The following is a 21,255-nucleotide window of genomic DNA, read 5'->3' on the forward strand; positions in this document are numbered from 1 at the left end:
GCGATGCAGTCACGTGACTGGAGTTCAGACGTGTGCTCTTCCGATCTCCGCGCTTCTTTGTGTCTGCGCCGACTGGAATGTCGGTCGCCTGTCGCCCATCCGGCCGGCTGTTCTCAGCGCGACGCCGGCGGGCGGAAATTAGCCGACGAGCTTCAGCAACGCGACAGTCGCAAGCAGCGCGACGGTAAGCATGCCGGAGACGGCGAGGGACTGCATGAGAGGGCTGCGGGTCATGGTGTGCGCCTTTCGTCGAGCGCGTTGCTGATGCCGCGCATATGCGTTGGACGAAGGGGCCGATCCAGTCTGTTTTGCGACACGCGATGCCGCGCCAGAGACATTCTTTCACGCGGCTTCAGTTTCGCGCAAGCAACGCCCTCAATCGCCTGCCTGACAGGGGCTGAGGGCCGCCCATGCGGCAGCCCTCCAACACCAACTTGAGACCCTCAGGCCGAGTGGGAGAAGATGTCCTCGTCGTCCCAGCCGGCGAGGTCGAGCTTGGCCCGGGTCGGCAGGAAGGTGAAGCAGGCCTTGGCCAGTTCCATGCGGTCCTCGCGCTCCAGCCGCTTGTAGAGACCGCCCATGATGTCGTGCAGATAGAGGACGTCCGAGGCGGCGTATTCGACCTGCGCCTGCGACAGGGTCTCCGCGGCCCAGTCCGACGATTGCTGCTGCTTGGAGATGTCGACGCCGACCATCTCGCGGGCGAGATCCTTCAGACCGTGCCGGTCGGTGTAGGTGCGGGTCAGGCGCGAGGCGATCTTGGTGCAGAAGATGCCGTCGGTCATCACGCCGAAGGCATGGTAGAGCGCCGCCACGTCGAAGCGGGCGTAATGGAAGATCTTGGTCTTGGCCGGGTCCTTGAGAAGCGCCGTGATGTTCGGCGCCTCACGCTGGCCCTTGGCGATCTGGACGACGTCGGCGGTGCCGTCGCCTGGCGACAGCTGGACGACGCAGAGGCGGTCGCGGCGGGTGTCGAGGCCGAGGGTCTCGGTGTCGATCGCCACCGGGCCGGTGTAGCGGGAAATGTCGGGAAGATCGCCTTTGTGGACGCGGATGGTCATGGATCGCCTTCGCTCAGGGAAAATGTCTGCTTCGCTCTACCGGATTTCGCCGGCGAGGCCAAAGGTCTTCGGCGATCGGAACGGCGCGGTGGCCTCGGCGTACCGCCGTCAGGCGTTGCCGTCGTTGGAAACCCTGCTGCGCGGCGGCGTGCTCCAGCCGGTACGCGGATCGAAGAAGCCACCGTCCAGATGGGCATGCCCCCAGGCCATGACGCCGAGAAGCGCATCCTCCAGGGAGCGGCCGCGCGCCGTCAGGTGATATTCGTGCCGCGGCGGACGATCGGCATAGGGCCGTCGCTCGACCAGGCCCCAGGTCTCCAGCCGGCGCAGCCGGTCGCTGAGGATGTTGGTCGGAATGCGCTCGGCGCTTTCATGCAGGGCGCCGAAGGTGTGCTTGCCGTGCCAGAGCAGGTCGCGGACGATCAGCAGCGTCCACTTGTCCCCGAAGATGTCCAGCGTGCGGGCGATCGAGCAGCGCGAGCGAAAATGCCCTCGCGTCGTGTCACGGTCATCCTGCCCCATCCGCTGCTCCTCTTCCGTCCCCTTGCAAGTTACTTGACGGAAAAACAACTTGCAAAACGAAAGTGACGCTTCGTCTGTCGCATCCGAGCATCGGGCGATAGTGTGGCCCGTTCCGCGCCCGGTTTCGGCGCTGCTGGGAGGTGCAAACCCTGCCGGCAGCCATGGGTCCTCAAGACGATCGCCGGGCGCCGGAGCACGGCGGGTCAACCGGTTCGCGATCGCCGCGCCAGTCACATGTGCACTGCCGCATTCGCTGCCGTCGCACCGCTTCACAAGCCGTGCCAACTCGGTCAGTCTGCGGCCAGAAGATCCCCTTCCCGAAAGTCGCGCCATGAACGTCACCCCTCCCTATCTCATGTTCCTCGGCGACGTGCCGGACGCGCTGGCCGCCAAGACCGCACAGGGCGTCGTCGACTGGCGTCGGGACTGGTGCCTGGCCCAGTTGCGGCTGCCGGGCTGCGGCGCCGATCTCGGCCTCGACGAGATGACGGTGCCAGAGGCGGTCGCGGCCGGCGCGAAGACGATGGTCGTCGGCGTCGTCAATGCCGGCGGGGTCCTGCCCGAGCACTGGATCGACACCATCGTGACGGCGCTCGAAGCCGGGCTGGATGTCGCCAGCGGCCTGCATGTGCGCCTCGGCTCGATTGAGCGCATCGCAGCGGCGGCCGAGGCGAACGGCCGCAAGCTGACGGACCTGCGGCAGCCCGATCGCAGCTACGCCACCGGCAAGGGCCACAAGCGCAGCGGCAAGCGCCTGCTGGCGGTCGGCACCGATTGTTCGGTCGGCAAGAAATACGCCGCCCTCTGCCTGGAGCGTGACATGCAGGCGGCCGGCTTCGACGCCGAGTTCCGCGCCACCGGCCAGACCGGCGTCCTGATCGCCGGGCGCGGCGTGCCCCTGGATGCCGTGGTTGCCGACTTCATTGCCGGCGCGGCCGAATGGCTGACGCCCGATGCCGCGGACGACCACTGGGACGTGGTCGAGGGGCAGGGTTCGCTGTTCCACCCGTCCTTTGCCGGCGTGACCCTCGGTCTGCTGCACGGTTCGCAGCCCGATGCCTTCGTCGTCTGCCACGAGCCGACCCGCACCACGATGCGCGGCGTGGCGACGCCGCTGCCGACCATCGCGGCGGTCATCGAGGCGACCATCGCCATGGGCCGGCTGACCAATCCGGACATTCGCTGCGTCGGCCTCTGCGTCAACACCGCCAAGCTCGAGGAGGATGCGGCGCGGGCGTTGCTGGCCGAACTGGCCGAGGAACATGGCCTGCCGGCCACCGATCCGGTGCGCTTCGGCTCGGCGCCGGTGGTGGACGAGATCGCCCGGATCTACGGCGGGCCTTGACGGGGGAGGCCATCGTGCCGGAAAGGGCGGTCGCCTTTCGGAGGCGATGATGTAAGGTCCGGCCGTGACAGGCCTCTGGGAGGAGCCGTAGATGAGTCAGGGTACGCCGGGAGAACTGGAGAAGCATCACGAGCTGGCGCCGGACGGCGAGCCCGTGAGCCACCACGATCCCTTGTCCTCGGGCTTCCCGCTCGGCACGGAAGGGCGGATCCTGTTCTGGATCGCCTTCACCTTCTCGATCTTCCAGCTCGCCACGGCGGCGCATCTGTGGGACCTGCCGAGCCAGATCGTGCGGGCCGTTCATGTCGGCTTCCTGTGCCTGCTCGGCCTGCCGCTGGTCGCCGCCATCAAGGGCGAGAATGCCGGGCTGAGGGCGCTGTTCTGGCTGCTCGGCCTCGCCGGCATGGGCGTCGCCGTCTATCAATGGTGGGAATACGAGGCGCTGATCTTCCGCGCCGGCATGCCGTCGCTGGCCGACACGATCGTCGGCGTCGCCGCGCTGGCCGTGCTCTTCGTCGCCACCTGGCGGATCATGGGGCCGGCCCTGCCGATCATCGCCGGCCTGTTTCTCGCCTATTGCCTGTTCGGCCGCTTCCTGCCGTCGCCCTTCGTCATCCGCTACTACCCGTTCAGCCAGATCGTCGATCACATGGCCTTCGGCACCGAGGGCATCTACGGCATCCCGACCTACGTCTCGTCCTCCTACATCTTCCTGTTCATCCTGTTCGGCTCGTTCCTCGAGCGGGCCGGCATGATCAAGCTGTTTACCGACATCTCGCTCGGCCTCGTCGGCGGGGCCAAGGGCGGCGCCGCCAAGGTCGCGGTCATCTCCTCCGGCCTGATGGGCACGATCTCCGGCTCGGGCGTCGCCAATGTGGTGACCACCGGCCAGTTCACCATTCCCCTGATGAAGCGCTTCGGCTATCGCGCCGCCTTTGCCGGCGGCGTCGAATCCACCGCCTCGATGGGCGGCCAGATCATGCCGCCGGTGATGGGCGCCGTCGCCTTCATCATGGCCGAGACGCTGAACGTGCCCTATGCCGCCGTCGTCCAGGCCGCGGTCATTCCGGCGGTGCTGTATTTCGGCTCGGTGTTCTGGATGGTGCATCTGGAGGCCGGCAAGCGCGGCCTGATCGGCCTGGAGAAGGGCGAGCTGCCCTCGGCGCTGAACGCGCTGAAGAAGGGCTGGTACCTGCTCCTGCCGCTCGGCGTGCTCGTTTACCTGCTGTTCACCGGCTACACGCCGCTCTATGCCGGCACGATCGGCCTGGCGCTGACCGCGCTCCTGATCCTCGGCGCGCCGCTGGCCGGCCGGATCTCGGTGCAGGGGCTGCGCTACGTCTTCTGGATCGGCCTCGGCCTCTCGGCCGCGGCCTTCTTCGAATACGGCATCCTGCCGGTGGTCATCGCGCTGGCCGTGCTGATCGCTCTCTGCGCCCTGTTCCGGGGCGGCCGCGAGACGCTGCTCCTGACCCGCGACGCGTTGGCCGAGGGCGCCAAGACGGCCCTGCCGGTGGGTATCGCCTGCGCCATCGTCGGCATCATCGTCGGCACGATGACGCTGACCGGCGTTGCCAACACCTTCGGCCAGTTCATCGTGGCGGTCGGCGACACCTCGCTGTTCCTGTCGCTGGTGCTGACCATGATCACCTGCCTGATCCTGGGCATGGGCATCCCGACGATCCCCAACTACATCATCACCTCGTCGATCGCCGGCCCGGCGTTGCTCGCCCTCGGCGTGCCGCTGATCGTCTCCCACATGTTCGTCTTCTATTTCGGCATCCTTGCCGACCTGACGCCGCCGGTGGCGCTGGCCTGCTTTGCGGCCGCGCCCATCGCCAAGGCGCCGGGACTGAAGATCTCCTTCGAGGCAGTGAAGGTCGCGCTCGCCGGCTTCGTCATCCCCTTCATGGCGGTCTACACGCCTGCCCTGATGCTCCAGGATGGCGGTCCGCTGGCCGAATCCATCGGCTACTGGCCGGCCGTCGCCTACATCGTCTTCAAGGCGTGCCTGGCCATCGGCCTGTGGGGCGCCGCGGCGATCGGCTACCTGGTCGCGCCGCTGAAATGGTGGGAGCGGGCGGTGGCGACCGTCGCGGCCTTCACGCTGATCGCCGCAATGCCGATCACCGACGAGATCGGCTTTGCCCTGGCGGCGCTGATCCTCGGCTGGCATGCGCTGCAGATCCGCCGGCACGGCCGGCCCGAGGCGGTCAACCGCACCGGCGGTGGCAGCGGACCCGCCAAAGCCGGTGCCGCCTCCCGCGACGAGACGGTGTCGCCGGCCGAATGATCTGCATCGCCGCCGGCGCCAAGGCGCTGACCCTGGCCGCCACCGCCTTCTCGCTGTCCTGGACCCATTCGGTCGAGAAGACCCGCTGGGAGGAGCGCTGGGTGGCGGGGCCGCAGGGGCTGACGGTCGTCGAAGGCCGCGTCGAGGGCTCGGGCGCCGGCATGGAGCCGCCGCCGGACGCCGTCCTGCGCGACGGCGCCTATGTCTACAAGCCGCATCTGGCGCCGGTCCCCGAACTCGTCCTCGCCGCCTCCGGCGCCACCGGCTCCGGCTGGACGCTTTGCCCCTTGGGTGATGTTGCGGACGCTCCGGACGCCGGCGCCTGCCTCACCCTCGGCAAAACCGCCGCCGCCCCGGTGCGGATCTCGGTGTGTTCGGCCGCTGGTGGTGAAGGCGCCGCCACGCACCGCTGACGCAAGTGCTGGATTGCGCCTTTGGAGCTGACGCAGCAACGCCGCGTTTGCGAAAGCGGCTACCGACGAGCCATCAACCGTCGCTCTCGCCACCTCAACCACGCCCGACCCAAGGCGCGCCTACCCCCGACGCGTGTCATCCTCGGGCTTGACCCGAGGACCCATGCCTCTGCGCCTCGGTGTCCACTCCGTCGGATAATAGCGATGCGTCTCCGGGAACGGCATGGGTCCTCGGGTCAGGCCCGAGGATGACGACCGTGTTTGGCGGAATGGCTCTTCCGGCGAGGTCGGCAGTTGCTCGACGCTCGCCATCCGCACGACGCTTGATCCATGGCACCCCACCCCCGACGCGCGTCATCCTCGGGCTTGACCCGAGGACCCATGCCTCCGCGCTTCAGTGACCGCTCCCTCGAAGACCAGCCCAGCGCCCAAGGTAGCGTCCCGCGTCTCGATCGGGCAGGCTGGCAGTGCCGGCAACCGGCCGGCAGACGCAAGGGGGCACGCCATGTCGTTCACCGAAGCCATCCGTTCGGTCTTTGCAAATTACGCAACCTTCCGGGGCCGCGCGCCGCGCTCGGAATTCTGGTGGTTCGCGCTGTTCACGCTGCTCGGCAATTTCGTCCTGGGTATCCTCGATGCGATTCTCGTCGGCCCGGCCATGGGCCTCGCGCCTTTCTCGGGCGAGGGTTACCAGCCGCTCGGTTCGATCTTCTCGCTGGCGATCTTCATCCCGTCGCTGGCCGTCTCGGTGCGCCGCCTGCACGACACCGGCCGCAGCGGCTGGTGGTTCCTCGTCAATCTGGTGCCGCTGATCGGCTGGCTGGTGTTCCTTTACTTCGTGGTGCAGCCCAGCGACGCCGCCAACCGCCATGGCCCGCCGCCATCGTCGAGCGGTGGCGTCGTGCGCTGAGGGCGTGGCGATGCTTTGATGCGGTGCGCTTTGTGGATGGGGATCTTCCGTCGAAGGATCGGACGGCATCAACGGGAATGGCATGGGTCCTCGGGTCAAGCCCGAGGATGACGACCTTGATCGATGATGGCGCTCTTCCGCTGAGGCTGGCAGTTGCTCGACGCGACCCCCTGCACGACGTCGAACATCGGCACCCCACCCCCGACGCGCGTCATCCTCGGGCTTGACCCGAGGACCCATTCCTCGGCGGTTCGGTGCCCACTCCGTCGGAGGATCTGGCGTCGCCACCGGGTACTGCATGGGTCCTCGGGTCGAGCCCGAGGATGGCGACCTCGTTGGAGGTCACGGCCTTGCCGGCACGTCCCGCACGAACATCGCCCGCCGGCTGCCCTTCCTACCGCTGGCGTTCGCGCCAGTGGGGGTCGATCCAGGGCTGCTTGTCGGGCTCGGGGGCCAGCATGCCGTCGCCGAGAATGTGGTCGGCCGCCTTCTCGCCGACCATGATCGAGGGGCCGTTGAGATTGCCGTAGGGGATGCGCGGGAAGATCGAGGAATCGGCCAGCCGCAGGTTCTCGGTGCCGATCACCCGGCAGGCCGGGTCGACCACCGCGTCCGGATCGTCGGCCGCGCCGAGGCGGCAGGTGCCGCAGGGATGATAGGCGCTCTCGGCATGTTCGGCGATGAAGGCGTCGAGTTCGGCATCGCTCTGCACGGCCGCGCCGGGCTGGATTTCCGGCCCGCGATAATCGTCGAAGGCGGCCTGGGCGAAGAGCTCGCGGGTCAGCCGGATCGCCTGGCGGAACTCGGGAAAGTCGTCCGGATGCGTCATGTAGTTGAAGCGGATCGAGGGCGCAGCGCCCGGATCGTCGCTCTTCAGCCGGATCCGGCCGCGCGACTTGGAGCGCATCGGCCCGACATGGGCCTGGAAGCCATGGCCGGGGGCCGCGGCCTGGCCGTCGTAGCGGATTGCGCCGGGCAGGAAGTGATACTGGATGTCGGGATATTCGATCCCCGGTGCCGAGCGGATGAAGCCCGCCGCCTCGAAATGGTTGGTGGCACCGTAGCCGGTGTGCATCAGCATCCATTCGAGCCCGACGCGGCCCTTGGCGAAGAGATGCAGATAGCCGTTGAGGGTGATCGGCTGGGTGCAGGATTGCTGGATATAGACCTCCAGATGGTCCTGCAGGTTCTGGCCGACGCCCGGCCGCGCCACCCGGGTGCGGATGCCGACGCGCGACAGTTCGGCCGGATCGCCGATGCCCGAATGCATGAGGATGGTCGGCGAATTGATGGCGCCGGCCGCCAGCACCACCTCGCGCCGGGCCCGCACGATGCCGGTGCGCCGGCCCCGCCGGCCGATCTCGACGCCAACGGCGCGGGTGCCCTCGAAGGCGATGCGCGCGACATTGCCATGCACCAGCCGGCAATTGCCGCGGGCCATGGCCGGACGCAGATAGGCGTTGGCGGCCGACCAGCGCCGGCCGCGCCAGATCGTCTGCTGCATCGGGCCGAAGCCCTCCGGCTTTTCGCCGTTGTAATCGTCGGTCAGCGGATAGCCGGCCTGTCTGCCGGCCTCGATGAAGGCGCCGTAGAGCGGGTTCTCCATGGCGCCGCGCTGGACATTGAGCGGGCCGGACATGCCGCGCCACGCCGGATCGCCGGCCGGCAGCCCGTCGGCACGGGGCTCGGTGCCGCCGCCCTCGAAGCATTCCATCCGCTTGAAATAGGGCAGGACGTCGCCGTAGCCCCAGCCCGCCGCGCCGCTCTCGGCCCAATGGTCGAAATCCTTGGCGTGGCCGCGCACATAGACCATGCCGTTGATCGAGGACGAGCCGCCGATGACGCGGCCGCGGGGCGTCGCCAGCCGGCGGCCGGCCAGCGTCTCTTCCGGCTCGGCCCGGTAGCCCCAGTCGTAGCGCGCCATGTTCATCGGGAAGGACAGCGCGCCCGGCATCTGGATGAAGGGGCCCGCATCGGTACCGCCGGCCTCGACCACGACGACGTCGTAGCGTCCGGATTCCGACAGGCGGTAGGCCAGCGCCGAACCGGCCGAGCCGGAGCCGACGACGACGTAGTCGGCTTCGTCGAGGGTCTTCATGGGGCAATCTCCGCATCGATGACCCGCTCGATCATCCGCACGGCGGCGGCGCGATCGGGCGCGGTGAGGGGTGTCAGGGCCTGGCGCAGCCAGACGCCGTCGATCATGGCGCCGGCGGCAGCGGCGACGGAGACCGCGGCGACCGGGCCGACCAGCGGCTCCAGGCCCGAGATGAGATTGGTCTCCAGCCGCCGGAAATAGACGCGTAGCAGGCGCGCCGCTTCCGAGGAGCGCCGGGCGTAGACGTAGAAGACCAGCCAGGCGCTGATCGCCTCGCGGCGGAACTGGCTTTCGTCGAAGGCCGCCTCGATCACCGCCGAGACGCGCTCGCGCGGCGTGCGCGAGGCGATCAGCCGCCGGGTGACCTCGGCGCGGAACTCGCGCAACAACTGGCGCATGGCGGCGATCAGCAGATCGTCCTTGGCGCCGAAATAATGGTGGGCGAGGGCGGGCGAGACGCCGGCCCGCGCCGCGATGTCGGCCATGGTCACTTCGATCGAGCCGGCCTGCTCGACGGCGCCGATCACGGCACCGATCAGCGCCTGGCGACGCTCGGTCTCGATTCCGCCACGGCCGAGGCGGGGCGTTTTCAACTGGGTCATGCCGTAAAGATAATGATGTTGATTGATCAGTCAATCAATTGTGGCGAGGTCCATGCCCCAGAGGTCGGGGAAGCGGCTGCGGAGCCTGTCCGCCACCCTGTTCAAACCGCCTCTCCTCTGCCTATCATCACGGATGCGCGGCACGCCCTGCGATCCGCCCGGCCTACTTCGGGATCCTGGCATCCCCCAGCGAAAGAGATGTGACATGAGGCTACTGACAGGGGGCGCGGCGATCGCGCTGACGGCGGCAATGGCGGGCCCGGCGCTTGCCGATTACACGCTGACGATCCTGCACACCAACGACATGCACAGCCGGATCGAGCCGATCAACAAATACGATTCCACCTGTTCGGCCGACGAACTGGCGGAAGCCAAGTGCTTCGGCGGGTCGGCGCGGCTCCTGTCGGGCATCCGGGCGGCGCGCGAAGCCCATCCCAACACGCTGCTCGTCGACGGCGGCGACCAGTTCCAGGGCACGCTGTTCTACACCCGCTACAAGGGCAAGGCCGCCGCCGAGATGATGAACGCGCTCGGCTATGACGCGATGACCGTCGGCAACCACGAGTTCGACGACGGTCCGAAGGTGCTGCGGGCCTTCATGGAAGAGGTCGAGTTCCCGATCCTGCTCGCCAATGCCGACATCTCGGCCGAGCCGGAACTGGCCGATACGCTGAAGCCCTCGGCGGTGATCGAGAAGGACGGCGAGACGATCGGCCTGATCGGCGTGACGCCGGCCGACACCGGTGAGTTGTCGAGCGCCGGCCCCAATGTGCGGTTTTCCGATCCCATCGAGGCGGTCCGCGCCGAGGTCGACCGGCTGACCGGCGAGGGTGTCACCAAGATCGTGCTGCTCAGCCATTCGGGCTACGCCGTCGACCAGCGCATCGCCGCGGCCGTCAGCGGCATCGACGTCATCGTCGGCGGCCACTCCAACACGCTCTTGTCCAACACCGACGAGAAGGCCGCCGGTCCCTATCCGACCATGGTGCCGAACCCGGACGGCGTCGACGTGCCGATCGTCCAGGCCTACGCCTATGGCAAGTATCTCGGCGAACTGACCGTGACCTTCGACGATTCCGGCGTGGTCACTGCCGCGGTCGGCAATCCGGTGATCATGGATGGCGAGATCGCCGAGGACAGCGATCTCAAGACGCGCATCGAGGAACTGGCCAGGCCGCTCCAGGAAATCCGCGAGAAGGTCGTCGGCCGCACCGAGGACCCCATCGACGGGTCGCGCGACACCTGCCGGGCACAGGAATGCGAGATGGGCAATCTCGTCGCCGACGCCATGCTGGCCCGTGTCGCCGACCAGGGCACGGCGGTCGCCATCGTCAATGGCGGCGGCCTGCGCGCCTCGATCGACGCCGGCGAGATCACCATGGGCGACGTGCTGACGGTGCTGCCCTTCCAGAACACCCTGTCGACCTTCAAGCTGACCGGCGCCGACATCAAGGCAGCGCTCGAGAACGGCGTCTCCGAGGTCGAGGAGGGCGGCGGCCGCTTCCCGCAGGTGGCGGGGCTCAGATACAGCTGGTCGCGGGCCGGCACGCCGGGCGAGGACCGCATCCGCTCGGTCGAGATCCGCGAAGGCGATGGCTACGTGCCGCTCGATCCGGAGAAGACCTATCTCGTCGTTTCCAACAATTTCATGCGCGGCGGCGGCGATGGCTATGGCGTCTTCGCCGAGAAGGGCACCGAGGCCTATGATTTCGGCCCGGCGCTGGAAGAGGTGGTGGTCGAGTATCTCGCCCGCGACAACGCCGCCTATGCGCCCTTCACCGAAGGCCGCATCACCGAGATGTAGTAGGCGCGTCCTGCACGCCGCGCTATTGGGAAAAGGCCGGCGGCAGCGCCGGCCTTTTTGCGTGAGGGGCGTCGATGACCGAGAGACTGAACAGGATCGGCTGGATCGAGGGACTGGCCGCGCTGGCGATCGTCGTCGCAACAGCGGCGCTCCTTCTGGCCATGGGCCGCACGCCGATCTGCGAATGCGGCACGATCAAGCTGTGGCACGGCGTCGTGGTCAGTTCGGAAAATTCCCAGCATCTGTCCGACTGGTACTCGCCGTCGCACCTGATCCACGGCTTCCTGTTCTTCTTCGCCGGCTGGCTGGTCCTGCGGCGGGCCAGCTTCGGCACGCGGCTGATCCTGGCCCTGGTGGTGGAATGCGCTTGGGAGATCGCCGAGAACACCGATGCGGTGATCCAGCGCTACCGCGAGGCGACAATTGCCCTCGACTATTACGGCGACAGCGTCCTGAACTCGGTGGCCGACATCGGCTTCATGGTGCTGGGGTTCTGGCTGGCGAGCCGGCTGCCGATCTGGCTGACCGTGACGATCGCCGTGGGACTTGAGATCTTCGTCGGCTGGATGATCCGCGACAATCTCACCCTCAATGTCCTGATGCTGCTGTGGCCGCTGGACGCGGTAAAGGCCTGGCAGGGCGGCGCCTAGGCGCGGCCGGGCAAAAGGCAGCAGGCGGATAAGTCCGGCAGCGGCGCGTCCCTCGAACGCGCCGCTGCCATCCGTTCGTCTCAGGCCGCGGTGGGGGGGGCCGGTTCGAGCCGTGCGCCGAGCGACTTGGCGGCATCGCGGAACGACACCAGCCGGCGGGCGCTCTCGTCCCACAGGACCAGCTTCACGCAGTTGAAGCTCTGGCGAATGGTGATGCGGCCGAGCCCGTGCAGCTCGGGAAATTCACGCAGCACCTCCGGCAGGCGGTAGAACGGCACCGTGCTCGACAGGTGATGCACGTGATGGATGCCGATATTGCCGGTGAACCAGCGCAGCACCGGCGGCAGGTCGTAATGCGACGAGCCGTGCAGGGCGGCGTGCTGGAACTTCCACTCGTCGCTCTCCGACCAATGGGTCTCCTCGAACTGGTGCTGCACGTAGAACAGCCAGACGCCGGCCGTCGCGGCCATCAGTGTGATCGGCAGCTGCACCGCCAGGAAGGGCACGAGGCCCATCGCCCAGATCAGCATCGCCGCCGGAATGGCGATGCCGAGATTGGTGGCGAGCGTCGAGGTCCAGGGCTGCACGCCGGCGCGCATCAGGCCGACCGGCAGGCGGTACTGGCAGATGAACAGCCATGCGGGCCCGAGGCCGAACATCACCGCCGGGTGGCGGTAGAGCCGGTAGCGGATGCGGCCCCATTTGGTCAGGGCGTTGTACTCGGCGACGGTCAGCGTATCGACGTCGCCGATGCCGCGCTGGTCCAGATTGCCGGTGGTGGCGTGGTGCACGGCATGGGTGCGGCGCCAGTAATCATAGGGCGTGAAGGTAACGACGCCGATGACCCGGCCGGTCCAGTCGTTGACCGCCCGGCGGGCGAATAGCGAGCCGTGGCCGCAATCGTGCTGCAGCATGAACAGCCGCACCAGGAAGCCGGCGGCCGGCACGGTGAGGATCAGCCCCCACCAGTGGCCGTGGGTGACCGCGACGGCGGTCAGGGCCCACAGGGCGACGAAGGGAATGGCGGTGACGGCGATCTCCCAGACGCTGCGCGCCGTATCCGGCTTGCGGTACCGTGCAAGCGCTTTGGTCCAGGAGATGGTCTTGGCGTCGGCTGCGGTGCCGACCGTATCGGTGGAGGTCAAGGAGTATCCAAGCTGGGGTGCCCTCGCCGACCGAGCGCCATCGACCGATCGCGGATCGGGCGGCTGGCGGGAAAACGAGGAGAGATGCGGGAGCGAACCGGCTCGCGCTCCTCCGAGGGCAGGGGGTATTCCCTGCTGACGTGTCTATCATCATGGCGCATTGAGGCAAGGTTGCGACGCGCCCGGCCGATCAATTTCCCCGTGACGCGTGTTGCCGCCCTCACGCTGCCTCGGCGGACAGCCCCCGGTGGTCGAGCAGGAACCTCGCAAAGAACGGCAGGCTCGCCGAGCCGATCTCGCGGGCGCCGGCGCCCATCGTCCCGGCCCGGATGTCGAGGGGCGTCAGGCCCTGGCGCCTGAGCCGCACCATCGCCCTCTGGGTCGCCTCGACCAGCCGTGCCCGCACGTTCTCGGGAAAGCCGCCGTCGATGACCGCGCATTCGAAATCATAGACCGCGCTGGCGGAGACGATGGCATAGGCGAGGCCGCGCGCGGCGATGCCCAGCCAGTGGTCGAGGACGGCGCCGAGTTCGTCCCACGCGCCGGCATCCTTCCACAGGACCAGCGGGTCGCCGCCCTCGGCCGCGATCATCTTCTCCAGGACGTGGATCGAGGCGAAGTTGATCAGCTGCTCGAAGCCGTCCAGCCGGACGCCGGCCACCCCTTCGCGGGCCGCGCGCGGCACCGGCATCGAGCCCAGCGCGCCGGCATTGCCGGTGCGCCCGGTGACGAGGTCGCCGCCCATGACGATCCCGCCGCCGACAAAGGCGCCGACGAAGAAATAGACATAGTCCAGCGACGTCGTTGTGCCGAAGACGGTCTCGGCGGCGCAGGCCGCCGTCGCGTCATTGGCCAGATTGACGGGCAGGCCGGTGATCGCGACGAGCTCGGCGACGATGTCGATCCGGCGCCAGGCGTCCATGCGCTCGGCCGGCGCGCCGATCTCCTCGGCCCAGGACCACATCTCGTAGGGCATGGCGACGCCGAGGCCGACGATCCGCAGGCGCAGCCGGGCCTCGATCGCGCTGGCGACGCGCGGCTGCGCCGCGCGCACGAAGTCGAGGACGAGGTCGACGTCGGGATAGGCATAGGTCAGCCGTTCGCGCGCCCGCACCACGCCGAGGAAATCCATCAGCACGAGTTCGACCGAGCGGCGGCCAATCTTCAGGCCGAAGGTGAAGGCCCCGGAGGGATTGAGCCGCATCGGGATCGAAGGCTGGCCGACCCGGCCGCGCCGCGGCTTGTCCCGCAGCACCAGTTCTTCCGCCTCGAGCGCCCGCATGATCACCGAGGCGGTCTGGGCCGACAGGCCTGTCCGCCGGGCGATCTCGGCCTTGGCGAGCTCGCCGTGCTGCCGGATGAGGCTGAGGACGGTGCGCTCGTTGTGGGCGCGCAGGCCGGACTGGTTGGACCCGCGCATGCGGCCTGATAACGACGGTATCTCGGGGGTAACGCCTTCGGCCTGCGGGTCCATGCTTCCTCCTCGCGGGCGTTCAGGCGGTCCGGCACGGTCGATCCCGGCGGACCACGCCCCATATTCCACGACGGCTCGCAATGGCCGGATCGTTGCATCGAACCCGGCTGCCGTCAATAAATAAATCAATGTGATTTATCATCGTTGACAGCGTTTCCGGCTTGGTGTTTCGTAGGGTGGATCGGGCTGGCGAGGAGGCTGGCCCGCCGCGTTTCACGGCGCGTCAATGTCGGCCGGATGGCCGACGGTTCTGGGAGGTTCTCAACGTGACATTCCGCACGCTACTCGCATCCACCGCCATTGTCGGCCTCGCGGCCCTCGCCACGCCGGCCGCAGCGCAGGACGCCAAGACCAGCGCCTGCCTGATCACCAAGACCGACATCAACCCGTTCTTCGTCAAGATGAAGGAGGGCGCCACGGCCAAGGCCGAGGAACTCGGCATCGAGCTGTCCAGCTATGCCGGCAAGGTCGATGGCGACCATGAAACCCAGGTCCAGGCGGTCGAAAGCTGCATCGCGGCCGGCGCCAAGGGCATCCTGATCGCCGCCTCCGACACCAAGGCGATCACCGACGTGGTCAAGCGGGCCCGTGACAACGGCGTTCTGGTGATCGCCCTCGACACGCCGCTGGAGCCGATCGACGCGGCCGACGCGACCTTCGCCACGGACAATTTCAAGGCCGGCCTGCTGATCGGCCAGTGGGCCAAGGCGACGATGGGCGACAAGGCGGCCGACGCCAAGATCGCGCTGCTCGACCTGTCGCCCTCGGCGCCGTCGGTCGACGTCCTGCGTGACCAGGGCTTCCTCAAGGGCTTCGGCGTCGACGTGAAGGACGAGTCGCAGATCGGCGACGAGGACGACCCGCGCATCGTCGGCCACGACGTGACCGCCGGCAACGAGGAAGGCGGCCGCACCGCGATGGAGAGCCTGCTCCAGAAGGATTCGGGCATCAACGTCGTCTACACGATCAACGAACCGGCCGCGGCCGGCGCCTATGAGGCGCTGAAGTCCTTCGGCATGGAGGAGAACGTCCTGATCGTTTCCGTCGACGGCGGCTGCCCGGGCGTCAAGAACGTCGAAGAGGGCGTCATCGGCGCCACCTCCCAGCAATATCCGCTGGACATGGCAGCCAAGGGCATCGAGGCGATCGCCCAGTATGCCAAGGACGGCACCGTGCCGCAGCCGACCGAAGGGCTCGACTTCTTCGACACCGGCGTCAACCTGGTGACCGACGCGCCGGTGGACGGTGTGGAGTCGATCAGCGTGGCCGAAGGCCTCGATCGCTGCTGGGGATGATGGACGAGCGGGCGGCCTTCGGGCCGCCCCTTTCCATCCCTGCAAACCCGCTTCCACCTTTGCCGAGCCGGCCCGATGCAGGGGCATGGCAGGGCCGACCGGAGTGAGACGACATGAGTGATCCGACCAGCCGGGGAGCGGATTTCGAATCCTCCCTGAAGGACAGCGACGTGACGGTCGCCGCCTTCGAGCGCCGCTCGCGCGGCCCGCTCGACGCGGCCCAGCATTTCCTTCACGGCGCACCGACCATGGTGCCGGTGATCGTGCTGCTCCTGTCGGTCGCCGTCTTCGGCGTGGTCTCCAACAATTTCTTCTCCGCCTTCAACCTGTCGCTGATCATGCAGCAGGTGGCGATCGTCGGCATTCTCGCCGCCGCCCAGAGCCTCGTCATCCTGACCGCCGGCATCGACCTGTCGGTCGCCGCGGTGATGGTGATGATCTCGGTGATCATGGGACGGCTCAGCGTCGAGGCCGGGCTGCCGGTGCCGCTCGCGATCCTCTCCGGCTTTGTCGTCGGCACGCTGACCGGCCTTCTCAACGGCATCCTGGTGACCAAGGTGCGGCTGCCGCCCTTCATCACCACCCTCGGCACCTGGAACGTCTTCCTGGCGCTGAACTATTATTTCTCCAATCGCGAGACGATCCGCAGCCAGACTCTGGATGCCGAGGCCCCGCTGCTGAAGCTGTTCGGCGAGCGCTTCAACATCGGTGGCGCGGTCCTGACCTGGGGCGTCGTCCTGATGGTCGTGATCTTCGTCGTGCTCTGGTTCGTCCTCAACCGCACCGCCTGGGGCCGGCATGTCTACGCCATCGGCGACGACAAGGAAGCGGCGGAACTGTCGGGCATCCGCACCGACCGGACGCTGATCTCGGTCTACATGGTCTCGGGCTTCATCTGCGCCCTGGCGGCCTGGGCCTCGATCGGCCGCGTCGGCTCGGTCAGCCCGACCTCCTTCTTCGAGGCCAATCTGGAATCCATCACCGCCGTGGTGATCGGCGGCATCTCGCTCTTCGGCGGGCGCGGCTCGATCATCGGGCCGATGATCGGCGCCCTGATCGTCGGCGTCTTCAATTCCGGCCTGCGCCTCGCCGGCGTCGACGTCCTGTGGCAGCTCTTCGCCACGGGCTGGCTGATCATTCTCGCGGTCGCGATCGACCAGTGGATCAGGAAGGTCTCCGCATGAGCACGTCCCAGACACCCGTCCTCTCGGCCCGCGGCATCGTCAAGAACTACGGCCGCGTCACTGCCCTCGATCACGCCGATTTCGATCTCTATCCCGGCGAGATCCTCGCCGTGATCGGCGACAACGGCGCCGGCAAGTCCTCGCTGATCAAGGCGATCTCCGGCGCCGTCAGCATCGACGAGGGCGAGATCCGCCTGAACGGCGAGCCGGTGCGCTTCACCTCGCCCATGCAGGCCCGCGATGCCGGCATCGAGACGGTGTACCAGAACCTCGCTTTGTCGCCGGCGCTGTCGATCGCCGACAACATGTTCCTCGGCCGCGAGATCCGCAAACCCGGCTTCATGGGCAAATATCTGCGCATGCTGGACCGCACCGCCATGGAGCGGATCGCTCGCGACAAGCTCTCCGAACTCGGCCTGATGACCATCCAGAACATCGGTCAGGCGGTCGAGACCCTGTCGGGCGGCCAGCGCCAGGGCGTCGCGGTGGCGCGCGCCGCGGCCTTCGGCTCCAAGGTGCTGATCCTCGACGAGCCGACGGCGGCCCTCGGCGTCAAGGAATCGCGCAAGGTGCTGGAGCTGATCCAGGACGTGCGCTCGCGCGGCATGCCGATCGTCCTGATCTCGCACAACATGCCGCATGTCTTCGAGGTCGCCGACCGGATCCATGTCCACCGTCTCGGCAAGCGGCTCTGCGTCATCGACCCGAAGACCGCCTCGATGAACGACGCCGTGGCGCTGATGACAGGCGCCAAGACCCCGGAATCGGACATGATCGCGGCCTGACGGCCGCGACCCTCGTCGAGAAGTGCAGCCCTACAGCGCGCCGGCGATGGCCCGCGCCAGGCCGAAGGCCCGCTGTTCGATCAGGATCGGCACCTCGCAGACATAGGTCAGCGACTCCCGGCGCTCGTTGAAGATGCGCGTGTCCCACAGCAGCGCCTGCCGGGCGTTCTCGATGTCGTTGTTGCTGGATGCGGGGTCGCGCTGCACCTCGGCGAAGTCGGCCGACTGCGCCCGCAGCTTGGCCGCCAGCGCCTTCTGCTTGGCGCCGTAGCGCTCGATGCCGCCCATCACCTCGCTGCGCTCGTTGTTCAGCCGCGCCAGCATGTCGACGAACAGCGCCGTGGCGGCAGCCTCTCGCTCGGCCTCCGGCAGGTCGGCGACATGCGCCCGGACCAGCGCTTCGGCCTCCTCCAGCGGCAGGCGCCGGGCCACCACCCGGTCGATCAGCGCCCGCATCTCGGCTGTCCGCTCAACCGTGTCGGCCAAAGCGAGATCGGGTCCCGCCCAGATCTGCGCCGGGGTGATCGATTCCACCCGGCGCTGGACGCAGGGCCAGTCGGTGGTGCCCTTTTCGCCGCCGCGCGCAAAGCTCATCGGATCGGCCGGCGCGCCGTCGCCGGCAGCCGGCTCCCCGTCCGTCTCCGCGGCGCTTCCCTCCGGCGCCGCTGCATCGGCCGGCGGAGCATTGGTGGGGGCGGGGCCGGGCACGACGAAGCCCTCCGGCACGGCGCGCGGCGATGCGCCGTCCTGCGCCACTGCGCTGCCGGTGCCGGTGCCGATGGCAGTCGCGAGGGCCAACAGCGACACGGTGGCAATCGCGAAGTGGCGGGCGGTGAGACGGACGAACATGGGGATCCTCCCTTTATCGCGGCGCGCAATGGCGGCCCGGCATCGGCGGCCGCCGGATGCTGCCTATTGCTGGCGCTTGCGGCTGATCAGCCCGCGCTGTGGGTCGTAGGAGATGATCGCGCCGCCGAGGAAGACGATCGTGCAGCCGACGACGATCGCCAGCGCCGGGGCGTTGAGCTGGCCGTACAGCGCGAACCGCACCAGCTCGACGGCGTGGGTGAACGGGTTGAACAGGCAGATCTGGTAGAGCAGCGGGCTCGATTCCTGCACCCGCCACAGCGGGTAGAGCGCCGAGGAGGCGAAATACATCGGGAAGATCACGAAGTTCATCACCCCGGCGAAATTCTCCAATTGCTGCACCAGCGACGACAGCAGCATGCCCAGCGAGCCGAGCATCAGGCCGCTGATGATCAGCGCCGGCAGCACATAGAGATAGCCCGACCAGTGCGGCTGCACCTCCCAGAACCAGGCGATGGCGAAGAACACGTAGACCTGCAGGATGCCGACGGCGACGCCGGCGCCGAGCTTGGCGACCAGCAGAAACCAGCGCGGCAGCGGCGAGACCAGCAGTGTCTTCATCGTCCCGGTCTCGCGGTCGTAGACCATCGAGAGCGACGATTGCATGCCGTTGAACAGGAGGATCATGCCGACCAGCCCCGGCGTGATGTAGACCTCGTAGAGAATATAGGTCTGGTAGGGCGCGGTGATCGACACGCCGAGGACCTGCCGGAAGCCGGCGGCGAAGATGAACAGCCACAGGAGCGGTCGCACCAGGGCCGAGACGAAGCGCTCGCGCTGATGCAGGAAGCGCAGCGCCTCGCGCCCGACAATGCCGCGCAGGCAGATCGCATAGGCCGAGAGCGGAACGCCGCGGGCCGGCTCGCGGCCGGCCATGTCGGGCGTGGCGCTCATGGCATCGTCTCCGGTTCCACCTTCGGCGTCGCCAGCCCCGTGAGCCGCGAGAAGGCGTCGCGGATCGAGCCGGCGCTTTCCGCCGCCACGACGTCCGGCACCCGGCCTTCGGCCAGCACCTTGCCGTGATGCAGCACGACCACGCGGTCGCTTTCGTCGATCTCGTCGATCAGATGCGTCGCCCACAGGACGCTGACGCCCTCGTCGGCGACGAGCCGGCGGACCTCCGCGACGATCTCGGCGCGCGAGCGGATGTCGAGCCCGACCGTCGGCTCGTCGAGCAGGATCAGGCGGGGCCGATGCATGAAGGCGCGCACGATCTCGACGCGGCGCAGCTGGCCGCCGGACAGGCTGCGGGCCTTGTCGCCGAGCCGGTCGATCAGCTCCGAGCCCTGCAGGATCTCCGCGATGCGCTGCCGGGCGGCGGCGCGGGACATGCCGTGCAGCGCGGCGTGATAGGTCAGGTTCTGGCCGATCGACAGTTCCAGATCGAGGGTGCGGGCCTGGAACACCACGCCCAGCCGGCGCAGCGCCTCGCCGGGATGGCGGTCGAGCGGCCAGCCGAGAATGTCGATCCGGCCCTCGCGCACGTTGAACAGGCGCGTCACCAGAGAGAACAGCGTCGACTTGCCGGCGCCATTGGGGCCGAGCAGCGCGGTGAAGGAGCCCTGCGGCACCGTGAAGGACACGTCCTCGAGCGCCTTGCGGGGGCCATAGGCATGGCTGACATGGGCGACGGAAAGGGCAGCGACCCCTGGCTCATGCGGCTTGGTGGCTGAAACCATCGTCATCCGTTGCAATCTGTGCGCCCGCCCGACCTTACCGCGAGGGCTGTGAGAAAACACCCGCCAAAACACCGGCAACCCGCCCGCCGGTCCGGCGGGGCGGGCTGCCCGTGATCGTTCACGAAGGTGCGGATCAGGGAACGACCGTGATCGTGCCCTTCATGCCTTCCTTCTCGTCCAGCCCCTCGACATACCAGTCGTAGCGGCCCGGACGGATGGTCTGGAACTGCACGGTGATCGGGCCCTTGGCGTCGAATTCCAGCCAGGCCGGCGCGCCGTTCATGTGGATCTCGCGATCCTCGATGACGATCTGGTTGTTCCAGACGCTCCGGAAGAAGGCCGGGGCATGGAACTTGTACTCGACGCCGCCATCCGAGACGATGTCCCAGCGATAGGGCTGGCCGGCGCGCAGGACGAAATCCTTGGCGCTGACCGCATAGGGATCGTCACTGGAGCCGATCGTCAGGGGCGTGATGATCTGCGAGGAGAGCGACAGCGGCGGCAGGCCGATCTGGTCGCCGTTGAGGGCGCTGGCCGGCATCAGTTCCGAGCCCGGCATCATCTCCAGTTCGCTGGCCGGCGGCACCATGGCGCCGCCATGGGCGTCGTCATCGTCATCGTCGTCATCATCATCATCATCGTCGTCATCGGCGGTGACGGATGCATTGCCACTGTCCTGCGCGGCGGCGACGGTCGCCGGCGCAAAGGCCAGGAAGGCCGCCATCAGCGATAGCCAGACTGGTTTCATTCTCTCTCTCCCCAAAACATGGCTGCGGGACGCAGCCCTTCAGATCCTCCCCGCGACGCGCGGCCGGCTATTCGTCTCCCGCCACGGCAACGCCCCAGGGCTCGCGTCCCACCTGCACCGACTTGATGACCTTGTCGGCTGCCACGTCGATGATCGAGATGTCGTTGGAAATGCCGTTGGTGGTGAACAGATGCGTCTGGTCCGGCGAGAAGGCGAGCTGCCACACCCGCTGGCCGACCAGCAGATAGTCCAGCACCTCGTAGGTGTTGCCGTCGATCACCGCGATCCGGTTGGCGGGTCCGAGCGCCACATAGGCCTTGGAGCCGTCGTCGGTGATCCGCACGCCCACCGGCTGGATCGCCTCGGAGCGGATGCCGGGG

The 21,255-nt window shown here is 67.9% G+C and carries 19 protein-coding genes and 1 pseudogene; 9 read left to right on the forward strand and 11 right to left on the reverse strand.

Annotated features, from left to right (window positions below; all coding sequences use genetic code 11):
* Positions 1-443 precede the first annotated feature (443 nt).
* Both ACEQX1_RS13240 and ACEQX1_RS13245 read right to left on the reverse strand, forming a co-directional pair.
* On the reverse strand, positions 444-1,061 hold the full coding sequence (locus tag ACEQX1_RS13240) for a ribonuclease D (RefSeq protein ID WP_024350960.1): 618 nt from the start codon (positions 1,059-1,061) through the stop codon (positions 444-446).
* Between the two features lie 108 nt (positions 1,062-1,169).
* A complete protein-coding gene (locus tag ACEQX1_RS13245) occupies positions 1,170-1,583 on the reverse strand; it encodes a helix-turn-helix domain-containing protein (protein ID WP_024350959.1) in 414 nt (137 codons plus the stop codon).
* A gap of 331 nt (positions 1,584-1,914) precedes the next feature.
* Between ACEQX1_RS13245 and dgcN the strand changes: the two genes are divergently transcribed.
* The 4 genes from dgcN to ACEQX1_RS13265 all read left to right on the forward strand — a co-directional run bounded on the left by dgcN (position 1,915) and on the right by ACEQX1_RS13265 (position 6,544).
* Positions 1,915-2,928, forward strand: coding sequence for an N-acetyltransferase DgcN (gene dgcN, locus ACEQX1_RS13250; protein ID WP_370196008.1), 1,014 nt, complete (start codon positions 1,915-1,917; stop codon positions 2,926-2,928).
* 91 nt (positions 2,929-3,019) lie between these two features.
* Complete coding sequence (locus tag ACEQX1_RS13255; protein ID WP_230787004.1) at positions 3,020-5,221, forward strand: TRAP transporter permease; 2,202 nt, start codon at positions 3,020-3,022, stop codon at positions 5,219-5,221.
* Positions 5,218-5,634 carry a DUF1850 domain-containing protein gene (locus ACEQX1_RS13260; protein ID WP_370196909.1) on the forward strand — a complete coding sequence of 139 codons (417 nt, stop codon included), beginning with the start codon at positions 5,218-5,220 and terminating at the stop codon, positions 5,632-5,634. The genes ACEQX1_RS13255 and ACEQX1_RS13260 overlap by 4 nt, the downstream gene beginning before the upstream one ends.
* A gap of 505 nt (positions 5,635-6,139) precedes the next feature.
* Entirely contained in the window at positions 6,140-6,544 is a 405-nt protein-coding gene (locus tag ACEQX1_RS13265; protein WP_370196005.1) for a DUF805 domain-containing protein, read from the forward strand.
* Between the two features lie 394 nt (positions 6,545-6,938).
* Here ACEQX1_RS13265 and betA read toward each other — a convergent pair whose 3' ends face one another.
* Both betA and betI read right to left on the reverse strand, forming a co-directional pair.
* Entirely contained in the window at positions 6,939-8,642 is a 1,704-nt protein-coding gene (gene betA / locus ACEQX1_RS13270) for a choline dehydrogenase (protein ID WP_370196910.1), read from the reverse strand.
* Positions 8,639-9,235: a transcriptional regulator BetI gene (gene betI / locus ACEQX1_RS13275; protein WP_230787013.1), complete on the reverse strand. Its 597-nt coding sequence runs from the start codon at positions 9,233-9,235 to the stop codon at positions 8,639-8,641. The genes betA and betI overlap by 4 nt, the downstream gene beginning before the upstream one ends.
* A gap of 214 nt (positions 9,236-9,449) precedes the next feature.
* Here betI and ACEQX1_RS13280 point away from each other — a divergent pair, with 214 nt between their 5' ends.
* On the forward strand, positions 9,450-11,048 hold the full coding sequence (locus tag ACEQX1_RS13280) for a bifunctional UDP-sugar hydrolase/5'-nucleotidase (protein ID WP_370196911.1): 1,599 nt from the start codon (positions 9,450-9,452) through the stop codon (positions 11,046-11,048).
* Positions 11,049-11,122: 74 nt separating this feature from the next.
* Entirely contained in the window at positions 11,123-11,698 is a 576-nt protein-coding gene (locus ACEQX1_RS13285; RefSeq protein ID WP_370196912.1) for a DUF2585 domain-containing protein, read from the forward strand.
* Between the two features lie 80 nt (positions 11,699-11,778).
* On the opposite strand, the gene ACEQX1_RS13290 is transcribed toward ACEQX1_RS13285, so the two are convergent.
* Positions 11,779-12,843, reverse strand: a complete 1,065-nt coding sequence (locus tag ACEQX1_RS13290; RefSeq protein WP_370192960.1) for a fatty acid desaturase — start codon at positions 12,841-12,843, stop codon at positions 11,779-11,781.
* Positions 12,844-13,063: 220 nt separating this feature from the next.
* Positions 13,064-14,317 (reverse strand): ROK family transcriptional regulator, encoded by a 1,254-nt coding sequence (locus tag ACEQX1_RS13295; RefSeq protein ID WP_370196913.1) that lies wholly within the window; start codon positions 14,315-14,317, stop codon positions 13,064-13,066.
* A 266-nt stretch (positions 14,318-14,583) separates the two neighbouring features.
* Here ACEQX1_RS13295 and ACEQX1_RS13300 point away from each other — a divergent pair, with 266 nt between their 5' ends.
* From ACEQX1_RS13300 to ACEQX1_RS13310, 3 genes are all read left to right on the forward strand, one after another.
* Positions 14,584-15,612, forward strand: a complete 1,029-nt coding sequence (locus ACEQX1_RS13300) for a sugar ABC transporter substrate-binding protein (RefSeq protein ID WP_370196914.1) — start codon at positions 14,584-14,586, stop codon at positions 15,610-15,612.
* Positions 15,613-15,725: 113 nt separating this feature from the next.
* Positions 15,726-16,796 (forward strand): ABC transporter permease, encoded by a 1,071-nt coding sequence (locus ACEQX1_RS13305; RefSeq protein WP_009211325.1) that lies wholly within the window; start codon positions 15,726-15,728, stop codon positions 16,794-16,796.
* On the forward strand, positions 16,793-17,581 hold the full coding sequence (locus ACEQX1_RS13310; protein WP_024350947.1) for an ATP-binding cassette domain-containing protein: 789 nt from the start codon (positions 16,793-16,795) through the stop codon (positions 17,579-17,581). Before ACEQX1_RS13305 ends, ACEQX1_RS13310 begins: the two co-directional genes overlap by 4 nt.
* 30 nt (positions 17,582-17,611) lie before the next feature.
* Here the strand turns inward: ACEQX1_RS13310 and ACEQX1_RS13315 are convergent, their stop codons facing one another.
* The 5 genes and pseudogenes from ACEQX1_RS13315 to ACEQX1_RS13335 form a co-directional block, all read right to left on the reverse strand.
* Entirely contained in the window at positions 17,612-18,430 is an 819-nt protein-coding gene (locus tag ACEQX1_RS13315) for a hypothetical protein (RefSeq protein ID WP_370192970.1), read from the reverse strand.
* A gap of 63 nt (positions 18,431-18,493) precedes the next feature.
* Positions 18,494-19,342 carry an ABC transporter permease gene (locus ACEQX1_RS13320; protein ID WP_370196915.1) on the reverse strand — a complete coding sequence of 283 codons (849 nt, stop codon included), beginning with the start codon at positions 19,340-19,342 and terminating at the stop codon, positions 18,494-18,496.
* On the reverse strand, positions 19,339-20,127 hold the full coding sequence (locus ACEQX1_RS13325) for an ABC transporter ATP-binding protein (RefSeq protein ID WP_370192983.1): 789 nt from the start codon (positions 20,125-20,127) through the stop codon (positions 19,339-19,341). The genes ACEQX1_RS13320 and ACEQX1_RS13325 overlap by 4 nt, the downstream gene beginning before the upstream one ends.
* Before the next feature lie 133 nt (positions 20,128-20,260).
* A complete protein-coding gene (locus ACEQX1_RS13330; protein WP_370192974.1) occupies positions 20,261-20,875 on the reverse strand; it encodes a hypothetical protein in 615 nt (204 codons plus the stop codon).
* Positions 20,876-20,942: 67 nt separating this feature from the next.
* A pseudogene (locus ACEQX1_RS13335) lies at positions 20,943-21,255 on the reverse strand (hypothetical protein); the annotation flags it as partial.

Source organism: Aurantimonas sp., from assembly GCF_964217435.1.
GTDB classification, from domain to species: domain Bacteria; phylum Pseudomonadota; class Alphaproteobacteria; order Rhizobiales; family Rhizobiaceae; genus Aurantimonas; species Aurantimonas coralicida.

Coding starts and splice junctions, on each gene's coding strand:
- ACEQX1_RS13310 (WP_024350947.1), top strand. CDS start 16,793: ATGAGCACGTCCCAGACACCCGTCCTCTCGGCCCGCGGCATCGTCAAG.
- ACEQX1_RS13265 (WP_370196005.1), top strand. CDS start 6,140: ATGTCGTTCACCGAAGCCATCCGTTCGGTCTTTGCAAATTACGCAACC.
- ACEQX1_RS13315 (WP_370192970.1), bottom strand. CDS start 18,430: ATGTTCGTCCGTCTCACCGCCCGCCACTTCGCGATTGCCACCGTGTCG.
- ACEQX1_RS13260 (WP_370196909.1), top strand. CDS start 5,218: ATGATCTGCATCGCCGCCGGCGCCAAGGCGCTGACCCTGGCCGCCACC.
- ACEQX1_RS13245 (WP_024350959.1), bottom strand. CDS start 1,583: ATGGGGCAGGATGACCGTGACACGACGCGAGGGCATTTTCGCTCGCGC.
- ACEQX1_RS13280 (WP_370196911.1), top strand. CDS start 9,450: ATGAGGCTACTGACAGGGGGCGCGGCGATCGCGCTGACGGCGGCAATG.
- ACEQX1_RS13255 (WP_230787004.1), top strand. CDS start 3,020: ATGAGTCAGGGTACGCCGGGAGAACTGGAGAAGCATCACGAGCTGGCG.
- ACEQX1_RS13305 (WP_009211325.1), top strand. CDS start 15,726: ATGAGTGATCCGACCAGCCGGGGAGCGGATTTCGAATCCTCCCTGAAG.
- ACEQX1_RS13325 (WP_370192983.1), bottom strand. CDS start 20,127: ATGGTTTCAGCCACCAAGCCGCATGAGCCAGGGGTCGCTGCCCTTTCC.
- ACEQX1_RS13240 (WP_024350960.1), bottom strand. CDS start 1,061: ATGACCATCCGCGTCCACAAAGGCGATCTTCCCGACATTTCCCGCTAC.
- ACEQX1_RS13295 (WP_370196913.1), bottom strand. CDS start 14,317: ATGGACCCGCAGGCCGAAGGCGTTACCCCCGAGATACCGTCGTTATCA.
- ACEQX1_RS13320 (WP_370196915.1), bottom strand. CDS start 19,342: ATGAGCGCCACGCCCGACATGGCCGGCCGCGAGCCGGCCCGCGGCGTT.
- betA (WP_370196910.1), bottom strand. CDS start 8,642: ATGAAGACCCTCGACGAAGCCGACTACGTCGTCGTCGGCTCCGGCTCG.
- ACEQX1_RS13285 (WP_370196912.1), top strand. CDS start 11,123: ATGACCGAGAGACTGAACAGGATCGGCTGGATCGAGGGACTGGCCGCG.
- dgcN (WP_370196008.1), top strand. CDS start 1,915: ATGAACGTCACCCCTCCCTATCTCATGTTCCTCGGCGACGTGCCGGAC.
- ACEQX1_RS13330 (WP_370192974.1), bottom strand. CDS start 20,875: ATGAAACCAGTCTGGCTATCGCTGATGGCGGCCTTCCTGGCCTTTGCG.